The following is a 24,838-nucleotide window of genomic DNA, read 5'->3' as shown; positions in this document are numbered from 1 at the left end:
CATGCTCGAACTCGACAGAGTCACAGTTCGATACGGATCCGCTGTCGCCGTCCGGGAAGTCTCCCTTGTCGCCCCCGCCGGTGAAGTGACAGCGATCGTCGGGCCGAACGGTGCGGGCAAGACCAGCTTGGCGGGATCCATCTACGGCTCGGTTCCCGCCACCGGGACAATCAAATTCGATGGTCGAGAGATCCAGAAATTATCGGCACTGGATCGTGTCCGCAGCGGATTTGCCTACGTTCCCCAAGGCAGGCAACTGTTCATGCGAATGTCCGTTCGCGAGAACCTACGCGTCGGCGCAGACCTGCTGGGATTGAAAGCCGAAGCCGTGGAAACAGCTTTCGAGAGGTTCCCGATCCTGCGTGAACGCTCGGAGAGTTATGCCGGGGTCCTCAGCGGTGGTGAGCAGCAGATGTTGGTTCTGGGGCGGGCCCTTCTGGAAACCCCGAAGGTGTTGCTCCTCGACGAGATGATGACAGGACTGGCACCGAAAATCGTCGCGGAGCTGCGAGCATTGGTCGGGGGTCTGGCCGCCGAGGGTGTGACCGTCATCGTGACGGAACCGGCACTTACTGCACTGAAATCGGTTGTCGACCGCGGATATGTCATGCAGCGCGGCGAACTCGTCCGCGAATGCGATTCCGCAGCGACACTGGACAACGCGTACAAACAATCGATGGGCGTCCTCAGCGCCGACGGGAGATGATCGACGATCATGCTTGAAACGAAGACACTCGACTTCACCGTCGGTGAATTCGCCACGAATCCGGACCGCTTCGCCGGCGTCAGCATCAGCGAAATGGTCAGGCATTGGTCTGAGACCATCCCGGACGAAACCGCCTTTGTCACTCCGGAATCGAGGGTGTCGTGGAAGCAGTACGACGCGGCTGCCGATGCGATCGCGTCGGCGCTGGATCTAGCTGGTGAGGGATACGGACATGTAGCCGTGTTGCTCCCCGACACCGCTGTATTTCATGCGGCTCTCTGCGCAGCATTTCGTACCGGCCGCGTCGCCGTCGGAATCGGTTCGCGCTCGGGCATTCGCGAGATCTCTCATCTGATCGCCCGCTCGGAAGCCTCCGTACTCGTCACCACTCGCACGCTGCGCGGCGTCGATACCGCCGAACTCGTGGCGAGTCTGCGGGCAGAGCATCCCGGACTGGACGTCGTCTTCGCCGACGAACGCGCCGACGTGAGTTTCGAACGCGTGAGCGCAAACGGCGAACTCACCTCGTTGCCGGTCGAGCTAAAGCAGTTCCCCGCAACCAGTCCGTGTTTTGTCACGTCAGCCGTTTCGATGCTGAACTCGACCTCCGGCACAACGGGCCTACCCAAACTGGTCACACAAACCGAGGATCGTTGGGTTGGTTTCTCCGAGATTGCCGCCGAGGCGGCGGCGATCGGTTCGGATGAGGTGTTCCTCGGCGCGGTTCCAGCACCTTTCGGATTCGGCCTCTGGACTTCGCATTTCCTGCCGGCACTACTCGGTGCTCGCAATGTCGTCATGGAACGCTTCGACGTTTCGGTGATGATCGAGTTGATCGAGCGCGAACGGGTGACTGCTTTGAATTGTGTGAGTACACAATTCAAGATGCTGTTGCGTTCGGAGGCCGCGGAATCGGCCGATCTCTCGTCACTTCGTTTCATGTTCACCGGTGGTGAAGCCGTGCCCTATTCGGAGGCGCTGGCATTCGAACAACGTACCGGAGCGGCTGTCCTGCAGTTCTACGGATCGAACGAAACCGGCGCCGTCTCGGTGACGACGGTTTCGGACGATTCCGACACCCGACTGAAGACGTGCGGCCACGTCATCGATCGCATGCAAGTTCGTGTATTCGACGATGCGGCAAAGGAAATGACCGGCTCCGTCCGCCGCGGTCAACCTGGGGTGAACGGACCGCTGATGTGTCAGGGCTATTGGGGGGACACCGATGCGAACGACGAGTTGTACACCGATGACGGTTGGATGCTTCTCGGCGACATCGTCGAGATCGACGAGACAGGACGGGTGCGTGTGGTCGGGCGCAAAGCCGACATCATCATTCGTGGCGGCAAGAACATCTCCGCGGTCGAAGTCGAGGAGTACGTGCGCGCGCACCCTTCGGTGGAGTTGGTCGCCGTGGTCGGGGTCGACGATCCGCTGTTCGGTGAGAAGGTCTGTGCGGTCGTCGTGTCCGCCGATGACGATCTGAGTTCGGAGGATCTGACCGCCTGGCTGCAGAGCCGAGGAGTGACCCGCGAGTACATACCCGAGTACGTGATGACGGTCGCCGAATTGCCGATGGCGGCAGGCGGCAAAGTAGCCAAGGGTGAAGTCAAGGCACTCGCGCAGAGGCGGATCGCTGAACTCGGCTGATCGCACTTGGCGGTACCGGCTTCGCGTTACGCTGATCCGGACATTGTGCCGAGAGTGAAGGAAACCCGATGACGAACCCTTCACCGCATCGGTGGCGCAGGCGCTTGCTGTGGGCTCTGGCAATTGTGTTCGTTCTGGTCGGAGCCGTGGTTCTGGCCTTCGTTCTGAGCCCGAGACCTGGCGCACTCACCGTGCGATGGGTCTTCGATCGTGATGCGGTGAAAGTCACCGAGGCGCTCGAGAAGCACGCGCCCGGAGGCGTCGACTCGATCAAGGACCAGCAGTACCGCGCCGATGACGACGACGCATACCTGGATGTCTACTTTCCCGCAGCGACGACGACCGCATTGCCTACGGTGATCTGGACTCATGGCGGTGCCTGGATCTCGGGAAGCAAGTCCAACTACGCGCCGTACTACGAGTTGCTGGCCTCGCGTGGCTACACAGTTGTGTCCCTGGACTACTCACTCGGACCTGAGCACCACTATCCGACGGCAGTGCGGCAGCTCAACGACGCTCACGCGTACGTCGTCGCGAATGCGGAACGGCTGCATGTTGATCCGACGACGGTCGTTCTGGCGGGTGATTCTGCGGGAGCGCAACTCTCGAGTCAGCTCGCCACTCTCATCACTGATCCCGCCTATGCGAACCGTGTGGGCGTGGTCCCGTCGCTGCGGCCGGATCAGTTACGTGGAGTAATCCTGAACTGTGGAATCTACGACGTCGGGAACATGGTCGGCGGACCCGGCATCATCGGTTGGGGAGTTGATCGGTCCCTCTGGGCGTATACCGGCGTGCGTGACTTCATGAGTACCGACGCAGCGGATCAGATGTCGACCTTGAACTACGTCACCGATCGATTTCCGCCTGCCTACATCAGCGGCGGCAACGCGGATCCTTTGACAGATTCTCAGTCGAAACCGATGGCTGACAAATTGACCGGGTTGAGAGTTGCGGTCGACACACTGTTCTATCCGGCCGATCACGTTCCGGCGCTCGGTCACGAGTATCAGTTCGATCTGGACAATGCCGACGGTCTCACTGCGCTCGATCGCACGGTTCAGTTTCTCGAGGCTCATACCGGCTAAATGTCGGATTGTGGTGAACCACTGCGAAAATGGTCATTTTGGACAAAGCTCCGCGGGTGCGTTGCCAGGGAATTCTCAACTAGTCCTTTTGGTCTAGCCTGGGTGAATCCGATCCGACCCCAGGAGTTGTTGTGCGCGCGTCTTCCCCCGACAGACGGCGAAGGCGCATTGTCGGAATCGCGGCGGTATTCGTCGTCATTCTGCTGTCCGGGGTAACCGCGGCACTCGTCAGTCCGTGGCCAGGAGTTCTCCTCGTACGGTGGATGTCAGCGGGTGGCTCCGAAGCGACTCACGCACAACTCGACAGGCATGCACCGTCAGGAATCGTCTCGATTCTCGATCAGTCGTACCGCGAAGGCGACGACGATGCACAACTGGACGCGTACTACCCGTCGGAGTCCACTTCGGCGCTACCCACGGTGGTCTGGGTGCACGGCGGTGGCTGGATATCAGGATCGAGAACTGATGCCGACGGTTACTACAAACTGTTGGCAAATCAAGGCTTCACTGTGATTTCGGTGGACTACTCACTGGGGCCGGATGCGTATTACCCCACCGCAGTGAATCAGCTGAACGACGCGTATCGATTTATCGTGAGCAATGCGGACAGGTTGCATGTCGATTCGACCAATCTCTTTCTTGCGGGAGATTCGGCAGGCGCGCAGTTGTCCAGTCAGTTGGCGACCGTCATGACCAGCCCTGACTACGCGTCGGAAATGGGTGTGGAGCCGGCATTACGTCCCGAGCAGACACGCGGAGTTGTCCTCGACTGTGGGGTCTTCGATCTGAAACCGCTGCTGTCACAGGGGAAGTACTTCGGTTGGGGCGTCGACAAGCAATCGCTGTGGGGGTACCTCGGAACGAGGGACTTCGACGGGTCGACTGCAGTGGGTCAGATGTCGACACTGGGTCATGTGACCTCGGACTTTCCAGCGACGTTCATCACCGGCGGAAATGTCGACCCACTGACCGCCAGCCAGTCGAAACCCATGGCAGAACGGCTCGCCGATCTGGGCGTCGAGGTCGATGCACTGTTCTACCCGGACGATCACGAGCCTGCACTCGACCACGAATATCAGTTCGACCTCGACACCGTGGACGGGATGGTCGCGTTCGATCGCACAGTCGCGTTCCTACGCGACCACGTGCTTTAGCGCGGTCAGCGAATCACGTACGGCGAAATCGAACTCCGGTGCTCGCTGATGTCGAGGTCTTTACCCAACGGAGGGAAGGCACGCTGCGGACAATTGAGGCGTTCGCAGACACGGCAGCCCGAGCCGATCGGCGTTCCCGGATTCGACTCGTCCAGATCCAGACCGTCGCTGTAGACGAGTCGGTGGGCGTGTCGAATCTCGCATCCCAATCCGATGGCGAAGATCTTTGCGGGCTGTCCGTATCGAGCCGCTCGACGTTCGACCGTGCGAGCAACCCAGAGGTATCGGCGGCCGTCGGGCATCTGTGCGATCTGAGGCATGATCTTGCCCGGATACGAGAACGTCTCGTAGACGTTCCACAGCGGACACGTACCGCCGCTGGTGGAGAAGTGGAATCCGGTGGCGGACTGACGCTTCGACATGTTTCCGGCACGATCGACACGCACGAACATGAACGGAACCCCGCGAAGTTTGGGGCGCTGCAGGGTCGAGAGGCGGTGGCAGATCGTCTCGTAGCTCGCGGAATAGAAGGCAGACATACGCTCGATGTCGTACCGGAAGTCCTCGGCAACCTCGTGAAACTGGCTGTAGGGCAGCACGGTGGCCGCGGCGAAATAGTTGGCCAAACCAAGCTTCGCCAGGGAAACCGACGCTTCGCTGGTGAAGTTGCCCTCGGCCACCAACGAGTCGAGCAGGTCGCCATGCTCGAGGTATGCGAGTTCTGTCGCGAACTTGAAGACCTGTTGCCCGCCGGAGAGTCGTGCGGAAATTTCCAGGACCCTGGTGTCCGGGTCGTAGCGATGAAGTATGTTCTCGCCCAAGTCGACTCGTCGAACGATCTGCACGTCATGGACGGACTCGAGGCGTCTGGCGATCTCGCCGGCGACGTCGCCACGGTGAAAGCGCATCCGGGCAGTGAGTTCTTCGGCCGCGGTGTCGAGATCGTGGATGTAGTTCTGTCGCTGATAGAAGTAGTCGCGCACTTCCTCGTGCGGCATGGTGATCGAACCGCTGCCGCTGCCGTCCGAGAAACGGTCCTCCGTGGCTGCGGCGAGCTGCGCCGTCGTGTTCCGGAAGCGGCGATGCATGTTCACCATCGCCTTGGCCAGGCCCGGGTGGGTGGAGACCATCTCCGCGATTTCGTGGGCGTCGGCGTCGATACCCATCTCTTGATCGAGGGCAACTTCACGCATTTCCGCGATCAGGCGTGTGTCGTCCTGCGGGGAGAAGAAGGTGGTGTCGACACCGAAGACTTCACTGATTCGCAGGAGCACCGGCACGGTGAGTGGCCGGACGTCGTGCTCGATCTGATTGAGATAGCTTGCCGAGATCTCGAGCGTCTTGGCCAGCGAAGCCTGACTCAACCCGCGCTCGGTCCGCAGTTGGCGGAGCCGGACACCGACAAAGGTTTTCGACATTTTCCCAGGATACGAGTGACAGTCCGGCTTCGCAAAGGTGGGTTCGCAGTCTTCGCACAGGGGCTCCGCCCCCGTGAGTGGTTGAGGAGCCTCGGCACTCCCTAACCACTCACGGGGCCGAAGGCCTAGACCCTGTTCTCCGAACGAGGGGCGCCGATTCCGGGATCGATCTGGAACGGCCCGCTCGACGAGGGTGCAAGGGGGAAGTCGAAGATCGCAGTCGGGAGATAGACCGTCGAACACGAGTTGGGGATATCCACGACACCCGACAGGCGGCCCTCGATCGGCGCCGCGCCGAGTAGCAGGTACGCCTGCTCTGGCGCGTACCCGAACTTGGTCAGATACTCGATCGCATGCAGGCACGCACGCTGGTAGGACAGATGTGAATCCAGGTACTTCTGTTCGCCGTCCAACGTGACGGAAGTGCCCGAGAACGCAAGCCACTCGGAATACTGCGGATCCGTGTTGCCCGGCATGAAGATGGCGTTCTCGGAAACACCGTAGGTATCCATTCCGCCCTTGATGATGTCCACACGAAGATCGATGAAGCCGCCCATCTCGATGGCACCGCAGAAAGTGATCTCTCCGTCGCCCTGGGAGAAGTGAAGATCGCCGACCGACAGATTCGCACCGTCCACGAATACCGGATAGAAGATTCGGCTGCCCTTGGTGAGGTTCTTGATGTCCTGGTTTCCACCGTTCTCGCGAGGGGGAGCGGTGCGCGCCGCCTCGCCGGCCACGCGTGTGTACTCGTCACCGGTCAAGGTTCCCAGTACTGCATCGCGGGGCTCGGGCGGAAGTGCAAGCGGGGGAACCCGATTGGGATCGGTGGCAATGAGGGCGCCCTCGCGGGCATTCCACTTGGCGAGCAAGGCTGCAGACGGAGCCGTGCCCATGAGTCCCGGGTGGACGATGCCCGTGAACGAGACGTGCGGAATGTGACGCGACGTCGCCGTTTGGCCGGAGAAATCCCAGACGGCTTTGTACGCATCGGGGAACTGTTCGGTGAGGAAGCCGCCGCCGTTGTTCCGAGGGAAGATGCCCGTGTACCCCCAGCCTTGGCCGGCCAACGGACCCGAATCTTCTTGGGGGATAGGCCCGATATCCAAGATGTCGACGATCAAGAGGTCGCCGGGCTTCGCGCCTTCGACGGCAAAGGGGCCGGACAGCGTGTGGACCGTGGTCAGTGGTGCATTGAGAATGTCGTCGGCTGAGTCGTCGTTGTGTATTGCGCCGTCGAACCATTCGCGGCAATGGACACGAAACGCATCACCGGGTTTCACTGTCACCGCCGCTGGGATGTCCGGGTGCCACCGATTGTGGCCGACGATTGCCTGGTCGGTGAATTTCTTGGCGGAATCGAGTGGAAACAGCAGTTCAGGCATATGCACTCCTCATTCTCGAAGAAACGGAAAACTCGTGGCGGCAGGACTTTCGTGTCGGATCGGGACTCACGGCGAGGGCGCGCGGTGAGGACGCTCAGGGGCGAGGTAGCTTGCGGTGCAACGGATTGGACGTCGTCGGGGCAGATTGCCGGCCGCGGCCGGGTAGCGACCCACTGACCACGGCAGGCTCGTGAGCCGATCGAGCAGTGCTGTCCAGTAGACCCATCGCGGCCGACGACGCGTGACTCAACCGGGGAGACGAGACCACCCGCTTGGACTCGAGACTGCACTGGGGGCAAGTAATCGACTGGGGCACTTCGGCCATCGCGAACGACCGCTCGAGCGGGCCGCAGCCGGTACAGCGAAACTCGTACAGAGGCATGCGGTCACGCTATCGGAGGATCCGTAAGTGCGACACTGGAACGACACGCACCGGGTTGCCGATGCCGCAATTGCGCCCGTCAGCGCAAGTACACAACCGCGTTGTCTCCGCCGGTACAGGTGACGATGCCGGAGGTCACCTTGCATGCCATCGTGTACTCCTTGCCGGTCACCGGACTACGTGCGGACACGGTGCTGGATGCACCGGTTGCACCGGAGTTCCCGTAGGCGATCCGAACCGCCTCGGCAAACTCACATGAAGTTTTGCCCCCACTTGTCGCGGACTCCTTGTAACTTCCGGCCGGCTGCCCGCCGGGGCAGGCGGACGCACCGGCCGGGAAGTTCGCGGCGCGTGTGGTCGTCGGGGATGTCGTGCTGGGAGCGGTTGTCGTGGTGCCGGGTGTGTTCGCGGCGCCGATGGTGGTGTGGGCGGCGCCACCGGCGGCCGAGTTGGGGACGTCCTTCGGCCAGAGGACCCAGGCAAGCCCGCCGAAGAGAGCCAACACAGTGATGACTCCGATTACGGATACCGGAATCACCCAGCCGGGCCGACGCGGCGGCGGATTTCCACGTGGCGGTGCAGGCGGGAATCCCTGGGGCGGGGGATACGACTGCGGCGCGGCTCGGTAGCCCAACTGCGGCGGCTGTGGACCGGATTGCGACCATGCCTGGTTGTTCGGTGGCCGCTGATAGTTGTCCGGCACCGCTTTATCGCCCGGTCGGGGGCGTCGAACGACAAGTCATGGTTCGACAGCATATGGCCGGCGAACGGGTTGTCTGTGGCTTTCTGGCGGGTAGATCCCTGGAATTGCCCGAGCGAAGCCTGTTGCCGGGGAGTGATTGCGGTCACTCGCAGGTAGCGAAGTTGGCTCCGAAGTAGCGGAAGGGCCTGTTCCGAGTTCCATGCGAACTGCCGGAATTCGCAAGCGGCGGAGTTGAGTGCATTTCGTTCACAGCCTGCGGTTTCTTTCCTACTCGCCAGTACGGAACCTGTCCGATTGGGTAGTACCAGTCGCGTAGGAATCTTCACAGACTTAGCAAAGTGTGTTGAAAAGGTAGCGAAGATTGGCATTAGCAACAGGTAGACGGCACTTTTTCGATGTGCCATCCTCGGTAAGTACACAAGAAGGGCCTGGCAAGTATGTGAAGTAGTACGCACGTACTGCTCACAACAGGCCGGACCAGCAGATCAAAGAGATGGAGTCTTGATGTCGACCACCGGCACCCCGAAGACCGCAGCTGAGCTCCAGCAGGATTGGGACACCAACCCTCGCTGGAAGGGCGTTACTCGTAACTACACGGCCGATCAGGTCGTCAAGCTCCAGGGCACCGTCGTCGAGGAGCAGACCCTCGCTCGTCGCGGATCCGAGATCCTGTGGGATCTCGTGAACAACGAGGACTACATCAACTCCCTCGGTGCACTTACCGGCAACATGGCTGTGCAGCAGGTTCGCGCCGGCCTGAAGGCCATCTACCTCTCCGGTTGGCAGGTTGCCGGCGATGCGAACCTCTCGGGCCACACGTACCCGGACCAGAGCCTCTACCCGGCCAACTCGGTTCCGACCGTCGTCCGTCGCATCAACAACGCACTGCTGCGCGCCGACGAGATCGCCAAGACCGAGGGTGACACCTCCGTCAGCAACTGGCTCGCTCCGATCGTTGCCGACGCCGAAGCCGGCTTCGGTGGCGCTCTCAACGCTTACGAGCTGCAGAAGGCCATGATCGGCGCCGGCGCTGCCGGTGTCCACTGGGAGGATCAGCTCGCTTCGGAGAAGAAGTGCGGCCACCTCGGCGGCAAGGTGCTCATCCCCACGCAGCAGCACATCCGCACCCTGACCTCGGCTCGCCTGGCTTCCGACGTCGCGGACGTTCCGTCCGTCATCATCGCCCGCACCGACGCTGAGGCCGCAACCCTCATCACCTCCGACGTAGACGAGCGTGACCGCCCGTTCCTCGACGGAACCCGCACGGCTGAAGGCTTCTACGGCGTCAAGAACGGCATCGAGCCCTGCATCGCTCGCGCCAAGGCTTACGCACCGTACGCAGACCTCATCTGGATGGAGACCGGCGTGCCGGATCTCGAGGTTGCAAAGAAGTTCGCCGAGTCCGTTCGCAGCGAATTCCCGGACCAGCTCCTGGCCTACAACTGCTCCCCTTCCTTCAACTGGAAGGCGCACCTGGACGACGCGACCATCGCGAAGTTCCAGAAGGAGCTCGGCGCAATGGGCTTCAAGTTCCAGTTCATCACGCTGGCCGGCTTCCACTCGCTCAACTACGGCATGTTCGACCTTGCCTACGGCTACGCCCGCGAAGGCATGACGGCATTCGTCGACCTGCAGGAGCGCGAGTTCAAGGCTGCCGAAGAGCGTGGCTTCACCGCCATCAAGCACCAGCGTGAGGTTGGCGCCGGCTACTTCGACACCATCGCCACCACCGTTGACCCCAACACCTCGACGGCAGCTCTCAAGGGCTCCACCGAAGAGGGACAGTTCCACTAAGAACTGACTTCGGGTGGGGGAGAGGCTCGGCTTCGGGTCTCTCCCCTGCTTGTATCACCGCACTACTTTCTCTCGTCTTCAAGGCAGTTCCGATTGCGTCGGCCACCAGCGTCGACGCAGTTCGAAGTGCTTGTTTTGCAACACCTTCACCAGACAAACTCCACGAGACAAACAAGGAGCTGACGTGACCAGCGAAAAAATTCAGCGCGTCGGCGTTATCGGCGCCGGAATCATGGGTGCCGGAATCGCCGAGGTGTGCGCCCGCGCACATGTCGATGTTCTGGTCTTCGAGCAGACTCGCGAGCTTGCAGCAGCCGGGCGTTCACGCATCCTGCGTTCGCTCGACCGCGGCGTGAGCAGCGGAAAGATCACAGAACGTGAGCGTGAGCAGGCCGCATGGCGTCTGCGTTTCACCTCCGATCTGGGAGATTTCGCGGACCGCCAGCTCGTCGTGGAGGCCGTCGTCGAAGACGAGAAGATCAAGAGCGAAATCTTCGCCGAGCTCGACGCGGTCGTGACGGACCCGGATGCGGTTCTCGCGTCCAACACGTCGTCGATCCCGATCATGAAGCTCGGCATCTCGACCAAGCGTCCCGAGCGAGTCATCGGCATGCACTTCTTCAACCCGGTTCCGGTTCTGCCGCTCGTCGAATTGGTGACGACGCTCAAGACCAGTGCCTCCGTCTCGCAGCGCGCCGAGGCTTTTGCCAGCGACATCCTCGGCAAGCAGGTCGTCCGCAGTGCCGACCGCTCCGGCTTCGTCGTCAACGCACTCCTGGTGCCGTACCTGCTCTCGGCGATCCGCATGGTCGAGTCGGGCTTCGCGACCAAGGAAGACATCGACAAGGCGACGGTTCTCGGCCTCGCGCACCCCATGGGTCCGCTGGCTCTGACGGACCTGGTCGGACTCGACACCGTCAAGTCCATCGCCGACTCCATGTACGAAGAGTTCAAGGAGCCGCTGTACTCCGCTCCGCCGCTGCTCCTGCGTATGGTCGAAGCCGGCTTGACCGGCAAGAAGTCCGGCGCGGGCTTCTACGAGTACGCCGACAACGGTCGCTCCACCAAGCAGGCAAGCTAAGGCCCAACGCCCCTGTGCGCCTTTCTGGTAGTTCCGGCTACCACAAAGGCGCACAGGGCGCTCGCGCCCCTCGGTTAGAAAGGTCGACCGCATGTCCAGCAGCACTGCAGCATTCGGCTCCAGCGTCCTGGGGTATCCGCGCATCGGGCCGCGCCGTGAGCTCAAGCGCGCCCTCGAGTCCTACTGGCACGGCACTTCGGACAAGGACGCACTTCTCGCGGTCGCCAAGGAACTCCAGGAATCGACCTGGAGCGAATTGGCTGCGACGGGATTGAGCCAGGTTCCCGGCAACACCTTCTCCTTCTACGATCACGTGCTCGACAATGCGCTGCTCTTCGGCGCAGTGCCGGAGCGGTTCAAGCCGCTCGAGGGCGCCCTCGAGCCGCTCGATTTCTACTTCACGATGGCCCGCGGCCGCCCGGACTTCCCGCCTCTCGAGCTGGTGCGCTTCTTCGGTACGAACTACTACTACCGTCAGCCCGAGATCGACGCGAACACAGTGTTCTCGCTCAACTCGGATGCACTTCTCGACGAGTTCGAACGTGCGAAGGCGCGCGGCATCGAATTGCGCCCCGTCATCATGGGGCCCGTCTCGCTGCTTCTGCTTTCGAAGGTCGGACCTGCCACCGAGAAGTCCGATCCGAACTTCACCCCGCTCGACCTGTTGGACGCGCTCCTGCCCGAGTACGAGAAGCTCTTCGAGCAGCTCGCCAAGGCCGGTGCGACCTGTGTTCAGTTGGACGAGCCTTCGGTCACCGAGGACCGCACCCCCGAGGAGCTAGCCGCTCTGGGACGTGCGTACGAGAAGCTTTCGACGGCCCCGCTGCGCCCGCGCCTGTTGGTGACGGGTCCGTACGGCAAGTTCGGCGAAGCCCTCAACATCTTGGCGCCCACCAAGATCGAAGCCTTCGGACTGGACCTGGTGCACGGCAAGATCACGGCCGAGGAACTGGCCGCGGTGCCGAACATCAAGCGCAAGCGCATCTACGCGGGCGTCGTCGACGGTCGCAACGTCTGGCGCGTCGACCGGTTCAACACCTTGACGTACCTGAACGAACTCAAAGACGTTGTGCCTGACCTCGTCGTCTCCACGTCGTCGTCGCTGCTGCACGTGCCGTACGACGTGCTCTCCGAGTACGACATTCCGGGAGACGTCGCAGACCGTCTGGCTTTTGCGAAGCAGAAGGTCGGCGAAGTCGTCTCACTGGCGAAGGCGCTCACCGAAGGTCCTTCGGACAAGTGGCGTAAGCGTCCGACGAAGGTGCACTTCAAGCTCAAGCACGCTGTCCGTGCTCGGGTGAACGCGATCAAGCCCGAAGATCGTGTGCGTGCACCGTACGAGGAGCGTCGTAAGGCTCAGCAGGAACGGTTGAATCTGCCCTTGGTGCCGGCCCAGACACTGGGTTCGTTCCCGCAGACCGACGCGATTCGCCAGGCTCGTTACGAACTCGGCCAGGGGCGTTTGGAGTGGGACGACTACTACAAGCGCATCCAGGAAGAGATCGAGCGCACAATCCGTCTGCAAGAGGACATCGGTCTCGATGTTTTCGTGCACGGCGAGCACGAGCGCAACGACATGGTCCAGTACTTCGCCGAACTGCTCGAGGGCTATGCCTTCACGCACAACGGTTGGGTTCAGGCCTACGGATCTCGTTGCACGCGTCCGCCGATCCTCTACGGCGACATCGCACGTCCGAAGCCGATGACGGTCGAGTGGATTGCGTACGCGCAGTCGCTGACCGACAAGCCGGTCAAGGGCATGCTGACGGGTCCGGTCACCATGATCGCCCGTTCGTTCGTTCGCCAGGATCAGCCGCTCTACGAAACGGCAGAGCAACTGGCACTTGTCATTCGAGACGAAATCGCGGATCTCGAAGCTGCCGGAATCGCCATCATCCAGGTGGACGAACCGGCAATTCGTGAACTGCTGCCACTGCGTGAGGACGGCCGGGAGGCCTACCTGGAGTGGGCCGTCGACGCGTTCCGTCTGGCAACAGGTGGAGCGAAGCCGGAAACACAGATCCACACACATCTGACGTACTCCGCTCGGTCGTCGGTGGTCGACGCCATCGAACGGTTGGACGCCGATGTGACGGCTATCGTCGCGACCCGCTCCATCACGTGGGTTCTCGAAGCACTCAAGGAAGGCGCGCTCACGCACGGCGTCGGTCCCGGTGTCTACGAATCTCGCTCGGCTCGGATTCCCGACATCGACGAACTCGACGAATTGCTCACTGAGGCAAGCGAATCGATCTCTCTCGATCGCTTGTGGGCAAACCCGGACGGCGGCCTCAAGACCCGCCATCCGTGGCAACTCGAGCCTTCGCTGCGCAATATGGTTGCGGCCGCGAGGCGCCTGCGTCGTCGGGCCGAGCAAGCCGAGCGCGACGCCGGGTAAGTCACGTAAAGAACAAGTCATGGAGGGGCCTGCGAGTTGCAGGTCCCTCCATGCACGGGTAGGCATGTGTGCATGGTTACTGCTGCTGCTTATGCCGCGACGTCCGCTGACGGTCTCCTCGAGAAGACCACTGTCGAACGCCGCGAGCTCGGTCCACTGGACATTCTCATCGACATCAAATTTGCCGGCATCTGCCATTCCGACATCCACACCGCTCGCAACGAGTGGGGCGGAGCCAAGTACCCGATCGTCCCCGGACACGAAATCGCCGGCGTCGTCGCCGCCGTGGGTTCCGATGTCACCAAGCACAAGGTCGGCGACCGAGTGGGCGTCGGCTGCTTCGTCGACTCGTGCGGGGAGTGCGACGCCTGCACCGCCGGTGAAGAGCAGTACTGCCGCAAGGGTGTGACGGGTACGTACAACGCCACCGGCCGCGACGGCGAGCGCACTCAGGGTGGCTACTCGACGCACATCGTCGTCACCGAGCACTTCGTGCTCTCGATCCCGGAGGGCATCGAACTCGACGTTGCAGCGCCGCTCCTGTGCGCGGGCATCACCTTGTACTCACCGCTGCGGCACTGGAACGCCGGCCCCGGCAAGAAGGTCGCCATCATCGGTTTCGGCGGCCTCGGGCACGTCGGCGTGAAGATCGCCAAGGCGCTCGGAGCGGAAGTCACCGTCCTGAGCCAGACGCTCGGCAAGAAAGACGACGGGCTTCGCCTCGGCGCCGATCACTACTACGCGACCAACGACCGTGAGACGTTCAAGGCTCTTCGCGGCGAGTTCGACCTGATCCTCAACACGGTCTCGGTCAACCTCGACATCGACGCCTACATGTCCTTGCTTGCCATCAACGGCACTCTCGTCGAACTCGGCCTGCCCGAGAAGCCGATCGAAGTTCGAGCATTCTCGCTCGCCGCAAACCGTCGTAGCCTCGCCGGTTCCATGGTCGGAGGTATCCCGCAGACACAGGAGATGCTCGACTTCTGCGCCGAGCACGGCATCGGCGCAGAAATCGAACTGATCCCGGCGAGCGACATCAACGACGCTTACGAGCGCGTGATCAAGAGCGACGTCCGATACCGATTCGTGATCGACACCGCAACGATCTGACCCGCCCGGTCCTGCTCAGTCGAATTGTTCGCGGAGCTCAGTCGAGTTGCTCGCGAAGATTACTCAATGTCTTCGCGAGCAACCTCGACACGTGCATCTGGGACACACCGACTTTCTCGGCGATCTGTGTCTGCGTCAGGTTTCCGAAGAATCTGAGCATCAACACCGTCCGCTCTCGCTCGGGAAGCTTGTCGAGAAGCGGACGCAACGCCTCGTGATTCTCGACGTTCTCGAGTGCTGCGTCGTAGTCACCGAGTGTTTCCACGAGCGGGAGATCGTCGGTGTGATTGGACGCGGCACCGTCGACCGAGACCGTCTGATACGCGTTGCCGGCGATCAAGGCCTGGGCAACTTCTTCGCGTTCGATCCCCAACGTCTCGGCCAACTCGTCGACGGTCGGCGCGTGCCCGAGCTGTTGTGACAGCTCGCTGATGGCCTGCCCGAGTTGGAAGTGCAACTCCTTCATCCGGCGGGGAACCCGCAATGCCCAACCGGTGTCGCGGAAGTGTCGTCGAACCTCGCCCATCACGGTGGGAACTGCGAAGGAGACGAAATCGGATCCGCGCGTGGAATCGAAACGGTCGACGGCGTTGACCAGACCGAGACGCGCCACCTGAACCAGATCGTCGTGTGCCTCGCCACGACCGTCGAATCGTCTGGCGATGTGCTCGGCCAACGGTAGGCATCTGGTGATGAGTGCAGTGCGCACTCGTTCGTACTCCGGGCTGTGGGGCTCGAGGGTCCGCAGTTCCTCGAAAACTGGTATTACGTCCCGATATTCGTCGGTGGACCGCCGACGCGGGCGTGACGGGCCGTCTGCGGAAGCGGTCACAGGCGCCCGCTGAGGGCCCTGGTGAACTTCATGGTGGTGATGTAGCCGACGCCGCCGAGGTTCTCTTCCTGGTCGAGCGAAATCGAATCGGTGAGTTCGGTGAGGATGTGCCACCCGAACGAACGCTGACTGCTGTCCTCGTACTCCGTGATCGTCGTGGACACGGACACGTGCAATTGCGGCGGCGTGAAGACGAACCGACACACCAGAACCGAATCAGGCGCAGCGCGAACGATCAGATGCGTACAGATTTCGTCCATGGCCAGTTTGATGTCGGCGATGGCGTCGAGGTCGAAGTTTTCCTGAATGGCAACGGTGGCGGCCAGTGCACGCAAAATCGACAGCTGATCGAGAGTCGCTTGAATCCTCAACTCCACAACTGGCTGAGTCTGATCCTGATCGGGCTCGAGTGCGCTGAGGTGTGCCATAAGTTCTCCGGATCGTCGTACCAGGGGTCGCGGTGAAGTCTGGTGCCGAGAACGATACCCATCCCGACCTTCACAGTGACCCCCGAACACGAAATTTGGTCGATGGTGGTGCCGGGGTAAACGACACGATTCTGCTCACGACCGTTGGCGATCGCAACATCGGATTACCTCGCGGAACCGCAGACCAAACCACATTTTTGTTCGGAACACCGAAACGAATGGTCGCAACGCACTTGTGACGTCCGTCATGCTGGCGTACTGTTTCAAACCGAGGTTGAGCACACAGCCGATGAGGGATTTATCCGTATTTCTGGAGACCCGTTCATCGTGCGTCTCCTTCGGAGGTCCCTTCTCTTTTGCAGAGTGTAAACCGTTGCGGGATGGGAGAACCATGACTGTTGTTCCAGGATCATCTATTTCAGGCTTTACGAACGCGGCGAAGGGATCGGTAGACTACGGACCTCCCGCGACCGGGACAGCGACCGCATCGTTTCACGCGCACCGCATCAGTGCACACACCGCTGTGATCAAAGTTCGTGGTGAGATCGATCTGATGAGCGCCAATGCTTTTCGTGACTTCTTGACGTACCACGTGGCCGCGGACCGGACGCTGGTCGTCGATCTATCCGAACTCGAATTCATGGGGACGTGCGGCTTGTCCGTACTGTCGGTCCTGTCGACGCGATCACGCGACGTGGGCGGCACACTCGCGCTCGTCTGCGCCCGCCCGGTGCAAAGGTTGCTCAAAGCAGCTGGTCAGGAGTCGATGTTTGCCTGCTACGAGTCGCTCGATCATGCAATCGGACTCGAAGAGACCCGACGTTTCCCCGCTTGATCACGCAGTTTCAGTCCACGCTACGTGAAATCACCTTCGTGAATTCAGTTTCGTAGAGCCCGTCAGCGTCAGTGCACTTCACTTCGGTGAGTGCCCTTGTGTTGGCGGGCTCTCGGCGGTGCTGTGACGCAGCGGCCGTAGGTGCGGACCACTTCGGTGGCGACGTGATCCCACGAATACGATTCGCACGCTCGGGCCCGGCTCTGCCGTGCAAACGCCGCGCCTTCGTCCTCGTCGTCGAGAAGATGGCGGACTGCGCGCGCGGTTTCCACCGGGTTGTTGACCGGGACCCGACGCCCGGTGAGTCCGTCGATCACCGTATCCCGCAGTCCGCCAACAGGAGTCGCGACTACGGGAACTCCGCACGCCATTGCTTCCAGTGCCGCGATTCCGAACGGTTCGTATCGAGGGGTGCACACGAGGGCGTCGGCCGATCGCATCAGTTTCGGTAGTTGGCGGTGCGGAACCCGTCCCAACAATTGGACGCGATCTGCGACGCCGAGGCGCTCGGCGAGCTTGACCAAGCGGATCGCCACTTCGTCGGTGCTCAGTTGCGCCACGGGTGGCCCGCCGATCACCACCAACTCCGTATCCGGCAGCGAAGCCAGCGCGGCGACGGCAACATCGAAGCCCTTCTGCTCCACCAGTCTTCCGACGCAGATCAATCGATGCGGTGCGGTTTTCTTCGCGGCGGGTCCCTCCGGGGTGAATGCTTCGGTGTCCACGCCCGAGGGCACCATCGTGGTCCGTGATCGCGGTGATCCCTGCCGGACCAGATCGAAGATTTCGTCCGAACTGGTCGCGATGACATGGGTTGCGCCCCTGGCGATCAACGGTTCCAGGTGAGTCCGCTCCGAGGGGCTGTCGTCGGCTGCTCCGAGGTGGCGGTGCGCCGCAGATCCCAGGGAATGGAATGTCTGAAGTACGGGGATGCCGAGCGATCGGGTCGCGAGTTCCGTTGCCACACCGGACATCCAGAAGTGCGAATGCACCACATCGGGTCGGTCGGTACTCCACTGAGCGCGCAGAATGCTGGCAAAGGTTCCCAGGTGAGGGAGGATGTCGGCATCCGGAAGAGCCTGCGTCGGGCCGGCCGCGAGATAGTCGACGGAGTACCCGGCGCGGGCGCGAACGCGGTCCGGCCCACCGACGTGGGCACGCCTGGTGAAGACGGTGACGTCGTGTCCGGCACGAACCAAGGCGGCAGACAGTTCGTCGACGTGCAGGTTCTGTGCACCGGCTGCCGAGCAGCCCACCGGTGCGAGTGGATCGGCGTTCACCGACACCATGGAGATCTTCAGCATTCGTCCGGGAGCCATAGCGGGCGAGTACTTCATCGGGTCCCCTCTCCACTTGATCGGTTCGTCTGGGGATACCCGGAGTCCGTGATCTGAACCGGGTTTCGACGCGGTCAGCGCTGGGCACATTCCAAACACGATGGCGAGGAGTGAGGTTCGATGACAGAACAAATGCTGGTCGACGCAACCGTCGGACTCGGGTTCGAGCGGTACGTACAACGGGTGGCGGTCGGTGTGGGGGCCGGCATCGAGCAGTGGTGTTGCAGGCGCGAGCACCCTCTGGAGGCTTACATCGCATTGGACCGAACTGTGCCGCGTTTCCCCGGGCGCGAGGTGGCATTGCTGTGGGAGGAGACGTGCGGTTGGGCCCTGGCCGTGGAGACCAGATCAGGGGAGGACCTCATCGTTCTCGGATATCTGGGCGAACACGCAGTGCCGACCCCGGACGCCGTCGCCGATTTTGCCGCGACACTGGGTACGCGCAGCCCACACTGGGTCATGAACAGACCATTGGCGGATTCGGACGAGACCGCGCGAGAACTGCGGAGCTACTCCGGAAGTGCTTACGCCTGAACAGTATCGAGGTCCGATCGGCTCAGTTGACTACATCCAGGATGGGATCGAGAACCGGAGTCGCTGCAGCCTCGACGGCCGGATCGTCCATGAGCTTGAAAACGATGTGACCACCGAGCGCGCCACCGACACCGACCGCGGTGAGCCCCAGCACCGACAGCACTCGCGCCAGTGCGAGTGAGTCCTTTCCGCGTAGCCTGTACGACGCCGCAAAAGACCAGATCCCCACTGCATTCGACGCCGCGTGCACCAGCCCCACTCGGCGTGCGACGTCGCCACGTTCGGACCAGTCCAGCCATCCCGTCAGCAAAGCCGGCGGAGTCGAAACCAATCCGAGCCCGATCAGCCGTCGTGCAGTCTGCGGATCGCCTAGAACATCGAAGACCAACGAAGCCGTCCACGCGCCCGCGGGAATGGTCACGAGGGCAGGATGGATGGGATGCCCGACGGCGGCGCCGCGCAGAAGTGCGGCGACAGTGCGCGATCGGTCCGATCGCTCCGTGATCTCGAGGATTCTGCGCCTGAGGCCAGTGGACGGACCGTCCAGTCCGCGAGCGGATTCGATTCCGCGATAAAGAGTTCCGATGTCCATGTAATTCGGCTACCCGGCGTAGACGTCGGGAAACCTCGAGGCGGCAGTGTCTTGTCGACCGTCATGCTCCGGCGTACGGTCGAAACGAAAGAGATCCGACCGGAGGAGCGAACGATGAAGCTCAATCTCTTTGCAGCGTGGGCGTCGTATTTCCTGGTGCTGGCCACAGTGGTCTGCCTCGGCAGTTTTCTGGTGGCGGCAGGTTCAGGCCAGGGTGGTTGGGCATTGATCGCCGGCCTCGCCGGCGTCGCGTGCATCGGCCTCGCGGTAGCCCTGTACGCCAGTACTGTGCGTCACGACCACAAAGTGCACCGCGAATCCCCACACCTGTTCTGATCGGGCCTGCTTCTGATCAAGACTGTGCGAGTCGTGCCTTCTCCGCCTCGATGTCGAAGTCGGCAGGGGGCCAGTCGAGATCGAGCTTTTCCAGAGCGTCGATCAGTAGCTCCGTGACCGCAATGCGGCTGTACCACTTCCGATCACACGGCACGACGTACCACGGCGCGTGCTCGGTCGACGTCTTGTCGAGCATTGCCTGATACGCCTGTTGATATGCAGGCCACAAACCGCGTTCGGTCACGTCGCCGGGGTTGTACTTCCAATACTTGTCCGGGCGGTCGAGACGTTCTTCGAGTCGCTTCTTCTGCTCGTCGAGCGAGACGAACATCGCGACTTTCACGATAGTGGTTCCGGCGTCGACGAGTTCCTTTTCGAACTGGTTGATCTCGTCGTAGCGCTTGCTCCAGACATCCTCCGGGACAAGATCGTGGACGCGCACTACCAGGACGTCCTCGTAGTGGGAGCGATCGAACACACCGAGATAGCCGCCGCGGGGGAGTTCCTTCTTGATCCGCCAAAGGTAGTGATGTTGCTTTTCCTCTTCGGTCGGGACGCCGAAGGCCGCGTGCTGAACTCCCGAAGGATCCACGTGACCGATCACGTGTCGGACCATGCCGCCCTTGCCTGCGGTGTCCATTCCTTGCAGAACCAGCAGGACTGAACGACTGTCCCCTGACCGGCCGTTGGCGTACAGCAACTCCTGCAGGTCGGACAGAACCGCGCCGCGCTCCTCGAGCAGACGTTCGCCGTCAGCTTTGTTTCCGGTGAATCCCGGAGTGCTGTTGCGATCGAGTTGATCGAGTTCGAACCCGGGCTCCGCCCGCAGGGTCTTGGCGGCCGGTGTTTCCCACAGCGAGTCTTGTGCCATGCCGAAAGAGTGCCACAGGATCGCGCCCGGCGGCTCGAAAGTTCGGTCTCGGGCGAGTCAGTCCTCGGCAGGCTTGACGAGGGGATGCGGAACCGACTTGAACTTGGCCGGTGATCCGTTGACCGCCGCTATGCCGGTGATGCCGCCCCACGTCATCATCGTGAGGTAGTCGATCAGCGATTCCGCGGACATCGACTTGTTGGAGATCCACCAGTGCGTCGCGAGCTGAATTCCGCCCACGATCCCGAACGCCCACGGCAGCGAACCGCCGGAATCCATCTCCATCTCGCGAAGACGATTGCCCAACACCGTGGAGAGCAATTCGGCGATCATGCGCTCGGAATCGGCAACGACGTCGCGGTTGGCGCCGGCGCCGTTGGCCATGACGTAGAGGTAGATGTCGGGGTCGGATGCCACCGTCTCGACGTATGCGGTGATGCTCGCCTGGGTGAGTTCGAAATCGTCGAGATCGCCACTGATCGCTTCGTAGATACGCGGCGACAGGATGGTCTCGACGTACCGCATCATCGTGGCGGTGGTGAGGTCGCTCTTGTCGGCGAAGTATCGGTAGAGCACGGTCTTGGAGACACCGATCTCGGACGCGATCTCGTCCATGCCGATCTCACGGCCGCGCGCGCGGATGGCGGCGATGGTGCCGTCGACGAGTTCCTCGCGGCGAGCGATCTTGTGCTCACGCCAACGACGCTTCCGACCGTCGGATTTCTCGGGCTTCGCATCAGCAACGACTGGGCCGTCTACCTGCTCGTTGTCCTGCACGGCATTCTTGGCCACGAGTCATCTCATATCTGTGGTGCGAGCCACGTCCGATCGGTCTACTTTCCGGTCCAGCTTAATGTCCGCGCCTTTATCTCGGGCACTCACATCCGCAGTTCGGGGGATTAGGTCCTGCAGAATCGGACTTCGTGTCGCTCGCGCTACGCCGCGTCACACCTTTCGGCACAATGGCGAGGGTGCAGCAACTGAGCCTCTCCGCCTTCGACGACGCCGCCAAGCGTCGGGACCTTCGCAAGATGAAGGTCTTCGCTACTGGCCTTCTGGGCTTCGCGACGGTGGTCTACATCTTCTGCCGGTGGCAGGAATCCCGCGGCGCCGGAGAGTGGGTCGGGTACGTCCGGGCCGCGTCCGAGGCAGGCATGGTCGGCGCGCTTGCCGACTGGTTTGCCGTCACCGCGCTCTTCCGTCATCCGATGGGCCTTCCCATCCCGCACACTGCCATCATCAAGCGTAAGAAAGACCAGCTCGGAGCCAGCCTGAGCTCATTCGTCGGTCAAAACTTCCTGGCTCCCGAGGTTGTGTCGGCCAAGGTGCAGCAGGCGCAGATTCCGCTGCGGCTCGGCACGTGGATGGCCGAACCTGCCAACGCCGCTCGCGTCGCCGCCGAGACGTCGACGGTCTTGCGCGGCATGGTCGAGGTTCTTCGCGACGAGGACATCGCCCAGATCATCGACAACACGATCGTGAAGCGTCTGGCCGAGCCCATGTGGGGACCGCCGATCGGCCGAGTGCTCGGTGAACTTCTCAAGGACAACAAGCAACTGCCGATCATCGAATTGCTTGCCGAGCGGGCACATCAGTGGGCTCTCGGCAGCCAGGAGACGATCGATCGTGTGATCGTTCGCGATTCGCCCGCGTGGTCGCCGAAGTTCGTCGACGCCATGCTGGGGGAGAAGATATACAAGGAACTCGTCGAGTTCACCTGGAAGGTCCGTTCCAACCCCGAACACGAGGTACGCCTCGCCGCCAACCGCTTCCTGATCGACTTCGCCGATGATCTGCAGAACGACCCGGAGACCATCAAAAAGGCCGAGGGGATCAAGGCCGAGATCATGGGTCGCGAGGAAGTGACGGGTCTGGCGTCGTCGACATGGCAGGTTGCCAAGCGGCTCATCATGGAGTCCGTCGACGATCCGAACAGCACCCTGCGGACCAAGGTCGCCGAGAACGTGGCCGGCTTCGGAGTCAGGCTGCGTGACGACGAGTCCATGCGTGAGAAGGTCGACGGCTGGCTGGTGCAGGGCACCAAGTACATCGCGGAGAACTACACCGACGAGATCACTGGAGTCATCAGTGACACCGTCGAGCGGTGGGACGCCGACGAGGCGAGCCAGAAGATCGAGTTGCAGGTCGGTCGAGATCTTCAGTTCATCCGTATCAACGGCACCGTTGTCGGCTCGATCGCCGGGCTGCTGATCTACACGATTTCGACGCTCATCTTCGGCTGAGCTGTCCGATATGTGACGTCCACCACGAGTGCTAGCAGTAGTGCTTGCAATAGTTAGCACCCTCTCCTATCCTGGGAAATGTCCACTGGAAAGGGAGGACGCAATGCCAGCGAAGTCGACGAACTCCGATGACGGAGATCGTGAATCATCCGGTGCCGCAGCCGGAGCAAGCGACTTGGCAGCTCGCGTCGTCAGCTCTGCGGCACACGACATCGGGGGGTTCATTCGTGCACAGCGGGAAGCCGCCCAAGTTTCGATGCGCCAACTCGCTCAACTCGCCGGCGTCAGCAATCCGTATCTGAGTCAGATCGAACGCGGATTGCGCAAACCGTCGGCGGACGTACTGGCGCAAATCGCCAAGGGCCTTCGAGTCTCATCAGAAGTGCTGTACGTCCAAGCGGGATATCTCGAGCAACGCCCGCACAGTCCCATCAGGGACGCGGTGTTGGCCGAGACGGCCATCAACGAACGGCAGAAGCAAGTACTGCTCGAAATCTACGACTCGTTCTGTCGCGAGAACGAGTCGTCAAGACCAGCCGCAGCGCCCGATTTCGCTGAATCGGCCGCAATTCCAGACACCGAGACTTCACTAGGAGAACAAGATGACTGACAAGAACGCCATCGACAGCGTCAAGACCTCGCTCTACGCCGCCGTCGGCGCAGGCGACCTGGTTGTCCAGGCCGTGGCCGATGTAGTTGCTCAGGTTCGTGAGCGCGCCGAGAACACCCAGGGCGATGTCAACGGCCGTGTCGACGGTGCTCGCGAGAAGCTCGCTTCCGTCCAGGGTGACGTTGCCGAGAGCGTCGATGCGCTGCGCGAGCGTCTCGCCGGCCTGCCGTCCGAGCTGCCCGAAGAGCTTGCCGAGCTGCGCGAGAAGTTCTCACCCGAGGAACTCCGCAAGGTCGCCGAGGCATACCTCAAGGTTGCCGGAGATCTGTACAACTCCCTCGCAGAACGTGGCGAAGACGCAGTCGAGCGCATCCGCAAGCAGCCCGCAGTCGAAGAAGGCATCGCTGCTGCAGAGTCGGCACTCGGCGACGCCGTCGAGCTGACCGAAGACGCACTCGGAACCGTTGCTCGTCAGACGCGCGCCGTGGGCGAGCAGGCTGCCAAGCTGGCCGGCCGCGCTGCCGGACGCATCTCCGACACCGCAGAAGAGGTCGGCGAGAAGATCTCTGACGCCGGTGAGAAGATCGCCGACGCAGGCGACGAGGCTGCACTGAAGGTCCTCGACCTCGGTGACCAGGCTGACGAGGCTTCCAAGGAAGCTGCCGCTCGCGTGACCGCTGCTGCTTCCGACGTCCAGGAGCGCGCGACCACCGCCGCGAAGAAGGCCGCTCCGGCCAAGGCTGCACCCGCCAAGGCTGCTCCGGCCAAGGCCACCGCACCGGCTCCGGCCAAGAAGGCTGCTCCGGCCAAGAAGGCCTGATTTGCCCAGCTCCACCTGACGAAGGCTCCCTCACTCAGCCGAGTGTGGGAGCCTTCGTGTTCGTCGGGAACCGGATGAGAACTTAGGATGTAGTTGTGACTCAAGTCGATGGGCTAGTCGGTCTGATCTTTCTCGCACTCAAAGTGCTCGCATTGGTGGGTGCTGTCTACGCGATCGTTCATGCCGTCAGGCAGCGTCCTGACGCTTTCACCGCGGTCAACAAATTGACCAAGCCGATCTGGCTGGGAATTCTGATCGTCGCGGCGTTGATCCTCTTGGCGACGTCCCCTGTCGGGCTCCTGGGCATCATCGCGGTCGTTGCAGTGTGCGTGTATCTCGTCGACGTTCGCCCGCGGGTGGACGACATTCAGCACGGCGGTTCTCGCTGGTAGTTTGCCGCACTCCCGCTCATTCCGAGCCGTGGTTCCCGGCTCATGGTGTGCTGCCCCACTCTTCTCTCCAACGCTGACAACGGGCGTTGTTCGAGTGATAGTGTCGGTTAACGGCAGTCACACATAGATTGCATCC

Annotated in this window: 25 protein-coding genes; 15 read left to right on the top strand and 10 right to left on the bottom strand. The window is 61.9% G+C overall.

Translation table 11 applies throughout. The annotated features are described in order from the left end of the window. Position 1 precedes the first annotated feature (1 nt). From AC1Q6C_RS17790 to AC1Q6C_RS17775, 4 genes are all read left to right on the top strand, one after another. Positions 2 to 706, top strand: coding sequence for an ABC transporter ATP-binding protein (locus AC1Q6C_RS17790; RefSeq protein WP_020906733.1), 705 nt, complete (start codon positions 2 to 4; stop codon positions 704 to 706). A 9-nt stretch (positions 707 to 715) separates the two neighbouring features. After that, the gene (locus AC1Q6C_RS17785; protein ID WP_047268871.1) at positions 716 to 2,356 is read left to right on the top strand and encodes a class I adenylate-forming enzyme family protein; all 1,641 of its coding nucleotides are present in this window, start codon (positions 716 to 718) and stop codon (positions 2,354 to 2,356) included. 68 nt (positions 2,357 to 2,424) lie between these two features. After that, positions 2,425 to 3,444 carry an alpha/beta hydrolase gene (locus AC1Q6C_RS17780; RefSeq protein ID WP_230359621.1) on the top strand — a complete coding sequence of 340 codons (1,020 nt, stop codon included), beginning with the start codon at positions 2,425 to 2,427 and terminating at the stop codon, positions 3,442 to 3,444. 131 nt (positions 3,445 to 3,575) lie between these two features. Beyond that, the gene (locus tag AC1Q6C_RS17775) at positions 3,576 to 4,598 is read left to right on the top strand and encodes an alpha/beta hydrolase (RefSeq protein ID WP_230359622.1); all 1,023 of its coding nucleotides are present in this window, start codon (positions 3,576 to 3,578) and stop codon (positions 4,596 to 4,598) included. Between the two features lie 5 nt (positions 4,599 to 4,603). On the opposite strand, the gene ramB is transcribed toward AC1Q6C_RS17775, so the two are convergent. The 4 genes from ramB to AC1Q6C_RS17755 all read right to left on the bottom strand — a co-directional run bounded on the left by ramB (position 4,604) and on the right by AC1Q6C_RS17755 (position 8,486). After that, complete coding sequence (gene ramB, locus AC1Q6C_RS17770; protein WP_003941547.1) at positions 4,604 to 6,016, bottom strand: acetate metabolism transcriptional regulator RamB; 1,413 nt, start codon at positions 6,014 to 6,016, stop codon at positions 4,604 to 4,606. A gap of 125 nt (positions 6,017 to 6,141) precedes the next feature. Then, complete coding sequence (gene fmdA / locus AC1Q6C_RS17765) at positions 6,142 to 7,401, bottom strand: formamidase (protein WP_042923284.1); 1,260 nt, start codon at positions 7,399 to 7,401, stop codon at positions 6,142 to 6,144. A gap of 94 nt (positions 7,402 to 7,495) precedes the next feature. Further along, positions 7,496 to 7,783, bottom strand: coding sequence for an FmdB family zinc ribbon protein (locus AC1Q6C_RS17760; protein WP_037129638.1), 288 nt, complete (start codon positions 7,781 to 7,783; stop codon positions 7,496 to 7,498). Positions 7,784 to 7,862: 79 nt separating this feature from the next. Continuing rightward, the gene (locus AC1Q6C_RS17755) at positions 7,863 to 8,486 is read right to left on the bottom strand and encodes a serine/threonine protein kinase (RefSeq protein WP_233405668.1); all 624 of its coding nucleotides are present in this window, start codon (positions 8,484 to 8,486) and stop codon (positions 7,863 to 7,865) included. Positions 8,487 to 8,990: 504 nt separating this feature from the next. Between AC1Q6C_RS17755 and aceA the strand changes: the two genes are divergently transcribed. The 4 genes from aceA (at position 8,991) to AC1Q6C_RS17735 (ending at position 14,872) form a co-directional block, all read left to right on the top strand. Further along, a complete protein-coding gene (gene aceA / locus AC1Q6C_RS17750) occupies positions 8,991 to 10,280 on the top strand; it encodes an isocitrate lyase (RefSeq protein ID WP_003941533.1) in 1,290 nt (429 codons plus the stop codon). A gap of 184 nt (positions 10,281 to 10,464) precedes the next feature. After that, a complete protein-coding gene (locus AC1Q6C_RS17745; protein ID WP_003941541.1) occupies positions 10,465 to 11,361 on the top strand; it encodes a 3-hydroxybutyryl-CoA dehydrogenase in 897 nt (298 codons plus the stop codon). Between the two features lie 91 nt (positions 11,362 to 11,452). After that, positions 11,453 to 13,759: a 5-methyltetrahydropteroyltriglutamate--homocysteine S-methyltransferase gene (gene metE, locus AC1Q6C_RS17740; RefSeq protein ID WP_003941510.1), complete on the top strand. Its 2,307-nt coding sequence runs from the start codon at positions 11,453 to 11,455 to the stop codon at positions 13,757 to 13,759. Positions 13,760 to 13,831: 72 nt separating this feature from the next. Further along, the gene (locus tag AC1Q6C_RS17735) at positions 13,832 to 14,872 is read left to right on the top strand and encodes an NAD(P)-dependent alcohol dehydrogenase (protein ID WP_492666721.1); all 1,041 of its coding nucleotides are present in this window, start codon (positions 13,832 to 13,834) and stop codon (positions 14,870 to 14,872) included. Between the two features lie 37 nt (positions 14,873 to 14,909). Here the strand turns inward: AC1Q6C_RS17735 and AC1Q6C_RS17730 are convergent, their stop codons facing one another. Continuing rightward, on the bottom strand, positions 14,910 to 15,704 hold the full coding sequence (locus tag AC1Q6C_RS17730) for an RNA polymerase sigma factor SigF (RefSeq protein WP_003941515.1): 795 nt from the start codon (positions 15,702 to 15,704) through the stop codon (positions 14,910 to 14,912). Next, a complete protein-coding gene (locus tag AC1Q6C_RS17725) occupies positions 15,701 to 16,132 on the bottom strand; it encodes an ATP-binding protein (RefSeq protein ID WP_492666720.1) in 432 nt (143 codons plus the stop codon). The genes AC1Q6C_RS17730 and AC1Q6C_RS17725 overlap by 4 nt, the downstream gene beginning before the upstream one ends. A 247-nt stretch (positions 16,133 to 16,379) precedes the next feature. Between AC1Q6C_RS17725 and AC1Q6C_RS17720 the strand changes: the two genes are divergently transcribed. Continuing rightward, positions 16,380 to 16,967, top strand: coding sequence for an STAS domain-containing protein (locus tag AC1Q6C_RS17720; RefSeq protein ID WP_308216553.1), 588 nt, complete (start codon positions 16,380 to 16,382; stop codon positions 16,965 to 16,967). Positions 16,968 to 17,035: 68 nt separating this feature from the next. Here the strand turns inward: AC1Q6C_RS17720 and AC1Q6C_RS17715 are convergent, their stop codons facing one another. Next, positions 17,036 to 18,304: a glycosyltransferase gene (locus AC1Q6C_RS17715; RefSeq protein WP_230359624.1), complete on the bottom strand. Its 1,269-nt coding sequence runs from the start codon at positions 18,302 to 18,304 to the stop codon at positions 17,036 to 17,038. A 120-nt stretch (positions 18,305 to 18,424) separates the two neighbouring features. Between AC1Q6C_RS17715 and AC1Q6C_RS17710 the strand changes: the two genes are divergently transcribed. Then, positions 18,425 to 18,838 carry a DUF6292 family protein gene (locus tag AC1Q6C_RS17710; protein ID WP_003941464.1) on the top strand — a complete coding sequence of 138 codons (414 nt, stop codon included), beginning with the start codon at positions 18,425 to 18,427 and terminating at the stop codon, positions 18,836 to 18,838. Positions 18,839 to 18,860: 22 nt separating this feature from the next. Here the strand turns inward: AC1Q6C_RS17710 and AC1Q6C_RS17705 are convergent, their stop codons facing one another. Next, the gene (locus AC1Q6C_RS17705) at positions 18,861 to 19,430 is read right to left on the bottom strand and encodes a DUF2231 domain-containing protein (protein WP_003941554.1); all 570 of its coding nucleotides are present in this window, start codon (positions 19,428 to 19,430) and stop codon (positions 18,861 to 18,863) included. Positions 19,431 to 19,544: 114 nt separating this feature from the next. On the opposite strand from AC1Q6C_RS17705, the gene AC1Q6C_RS17700 reads away from it, so the two are divergent. Next, positions 19,545 to 19,766: a hypothetical protein gene (locus tag AC1Q6C_RS17700; RefSeq protein ID WP_039973486.1), complete on the top strand. Its 222-nt coding sequence runs from the start codon at positions 19,545 to 19,547 to the stop codon at positions 19,764 to 19,766. A gap of 16 nt (positions 19,767 to 19,782) precedes the next feature. On the opposite strand, the gene AC1Q6C_RS17695 is transcribed toward AC1Q6C_RS17700, so the two are convergent. Together AC1Q6C_RS17695 and AC1Q6C_RS17690 are read right to left on the bottom strand one after the other, a co-directional pair. Further along, positions 19,783 to 20,637: a polyphosphate kinase 2 family protein gene (locus AC1Q6C_RS17695; protein ID WP_054827968.1), complete on the bottom strand. Its 855-nt coding sequence runs from the start codon at positions 20,635 to 20,637 to the stop codon at positions 19,783 to 19,785. A 57-nt stretch (positions 20,638 to 20,694) separates the two neighbouring features. Beyond that, positions 20,695 to 21,429, bottom strand: coding sequence for a TetR/AcrR family transcriptional regulator (locus AC1Q6C_RS17690; protein WP_003941527.1), 735 nt, complete (start codon positions 21,427 to 21,429; stop codon positions 20,695 to 20,697). Positions 21,430 to 21,599: 170 nt separating this feature from the next. On the opposite strand from AC1Q6C_RS17690, the gene AC1Q6C_RS17685 reads away from it, so the two are divergent. The 4 genes from AC1Q6C_RS17685 to AC1Q6C_RS17670 all read left to right on the top strand — a co-directional run bounded on the left by AC1Q6C_RS17685 (position 21,600) and on the right by AC1Q6C_RS17670 (position 24,702). Then, the gene (locus AC1Q6C_RS17685; RefSeq protein ID WP_020968906.1) at positions 21,600 to 22,880 is read left to right on the top strand and encodes a DUF445 domain-containing protein; all 1,281 of its coding nucleotides are present in this window, start codon (positions 21,600 to 21,602) and stop codon (positions 22,878 to 22,880) included. A gap of 103 nt (positions 22,881 to 22,983) precedes the next feature. Further along, a complete protein-coding gene (locus AC1Q6C_RS17680; RefSeq protein ID WP_003941483.1) occupies positions 22,984 to 23,490 on the top strand; it encodes a helix-turn-helix domain-containing protein in 507 nt (168 codons plus the stop codon). Next, the gene (locus AC1Q6C_RS17675; protein ID WP_003941552.1) at positions 23,483 to 24,310 is read left to right on the top strand and encodes a heparin-binding hemagglutinin; all 828 of its coding nucleotides are present in this window, start codon (positions 23,483 to 23,485) and stop codon (positions 24,308 to 24,310) included. The genes AC1Q6C_RS17680 and AC1Q6C_RS17675 overlap by 8 nt, the downstream gene beginning before the upstream one ends. A gap of 95 nt (positions 24,311 to 24,405) precedes the next feature. Continuing rightward, positions 24,406 to 24,702 (top strand): DUF2516 family protein, encoded by a 297-nt coding sequence (locus tag AC1Q6C_RS17670; protein WP_003941505.1) that lies wholly within the window; start codon positions 24,406 to 24,408, stop codon positions 24,700 to 24,702. The last annotated feature ends 136 nt before the right edge of the window (positions 24,703 to 24,838 follow it).

The organism is Rhodococcus sp. MT28 (assembly GCF_058792695.1).
This window is presented reverse-complemented; position numbering and strand designations above follow the sequence as displayed.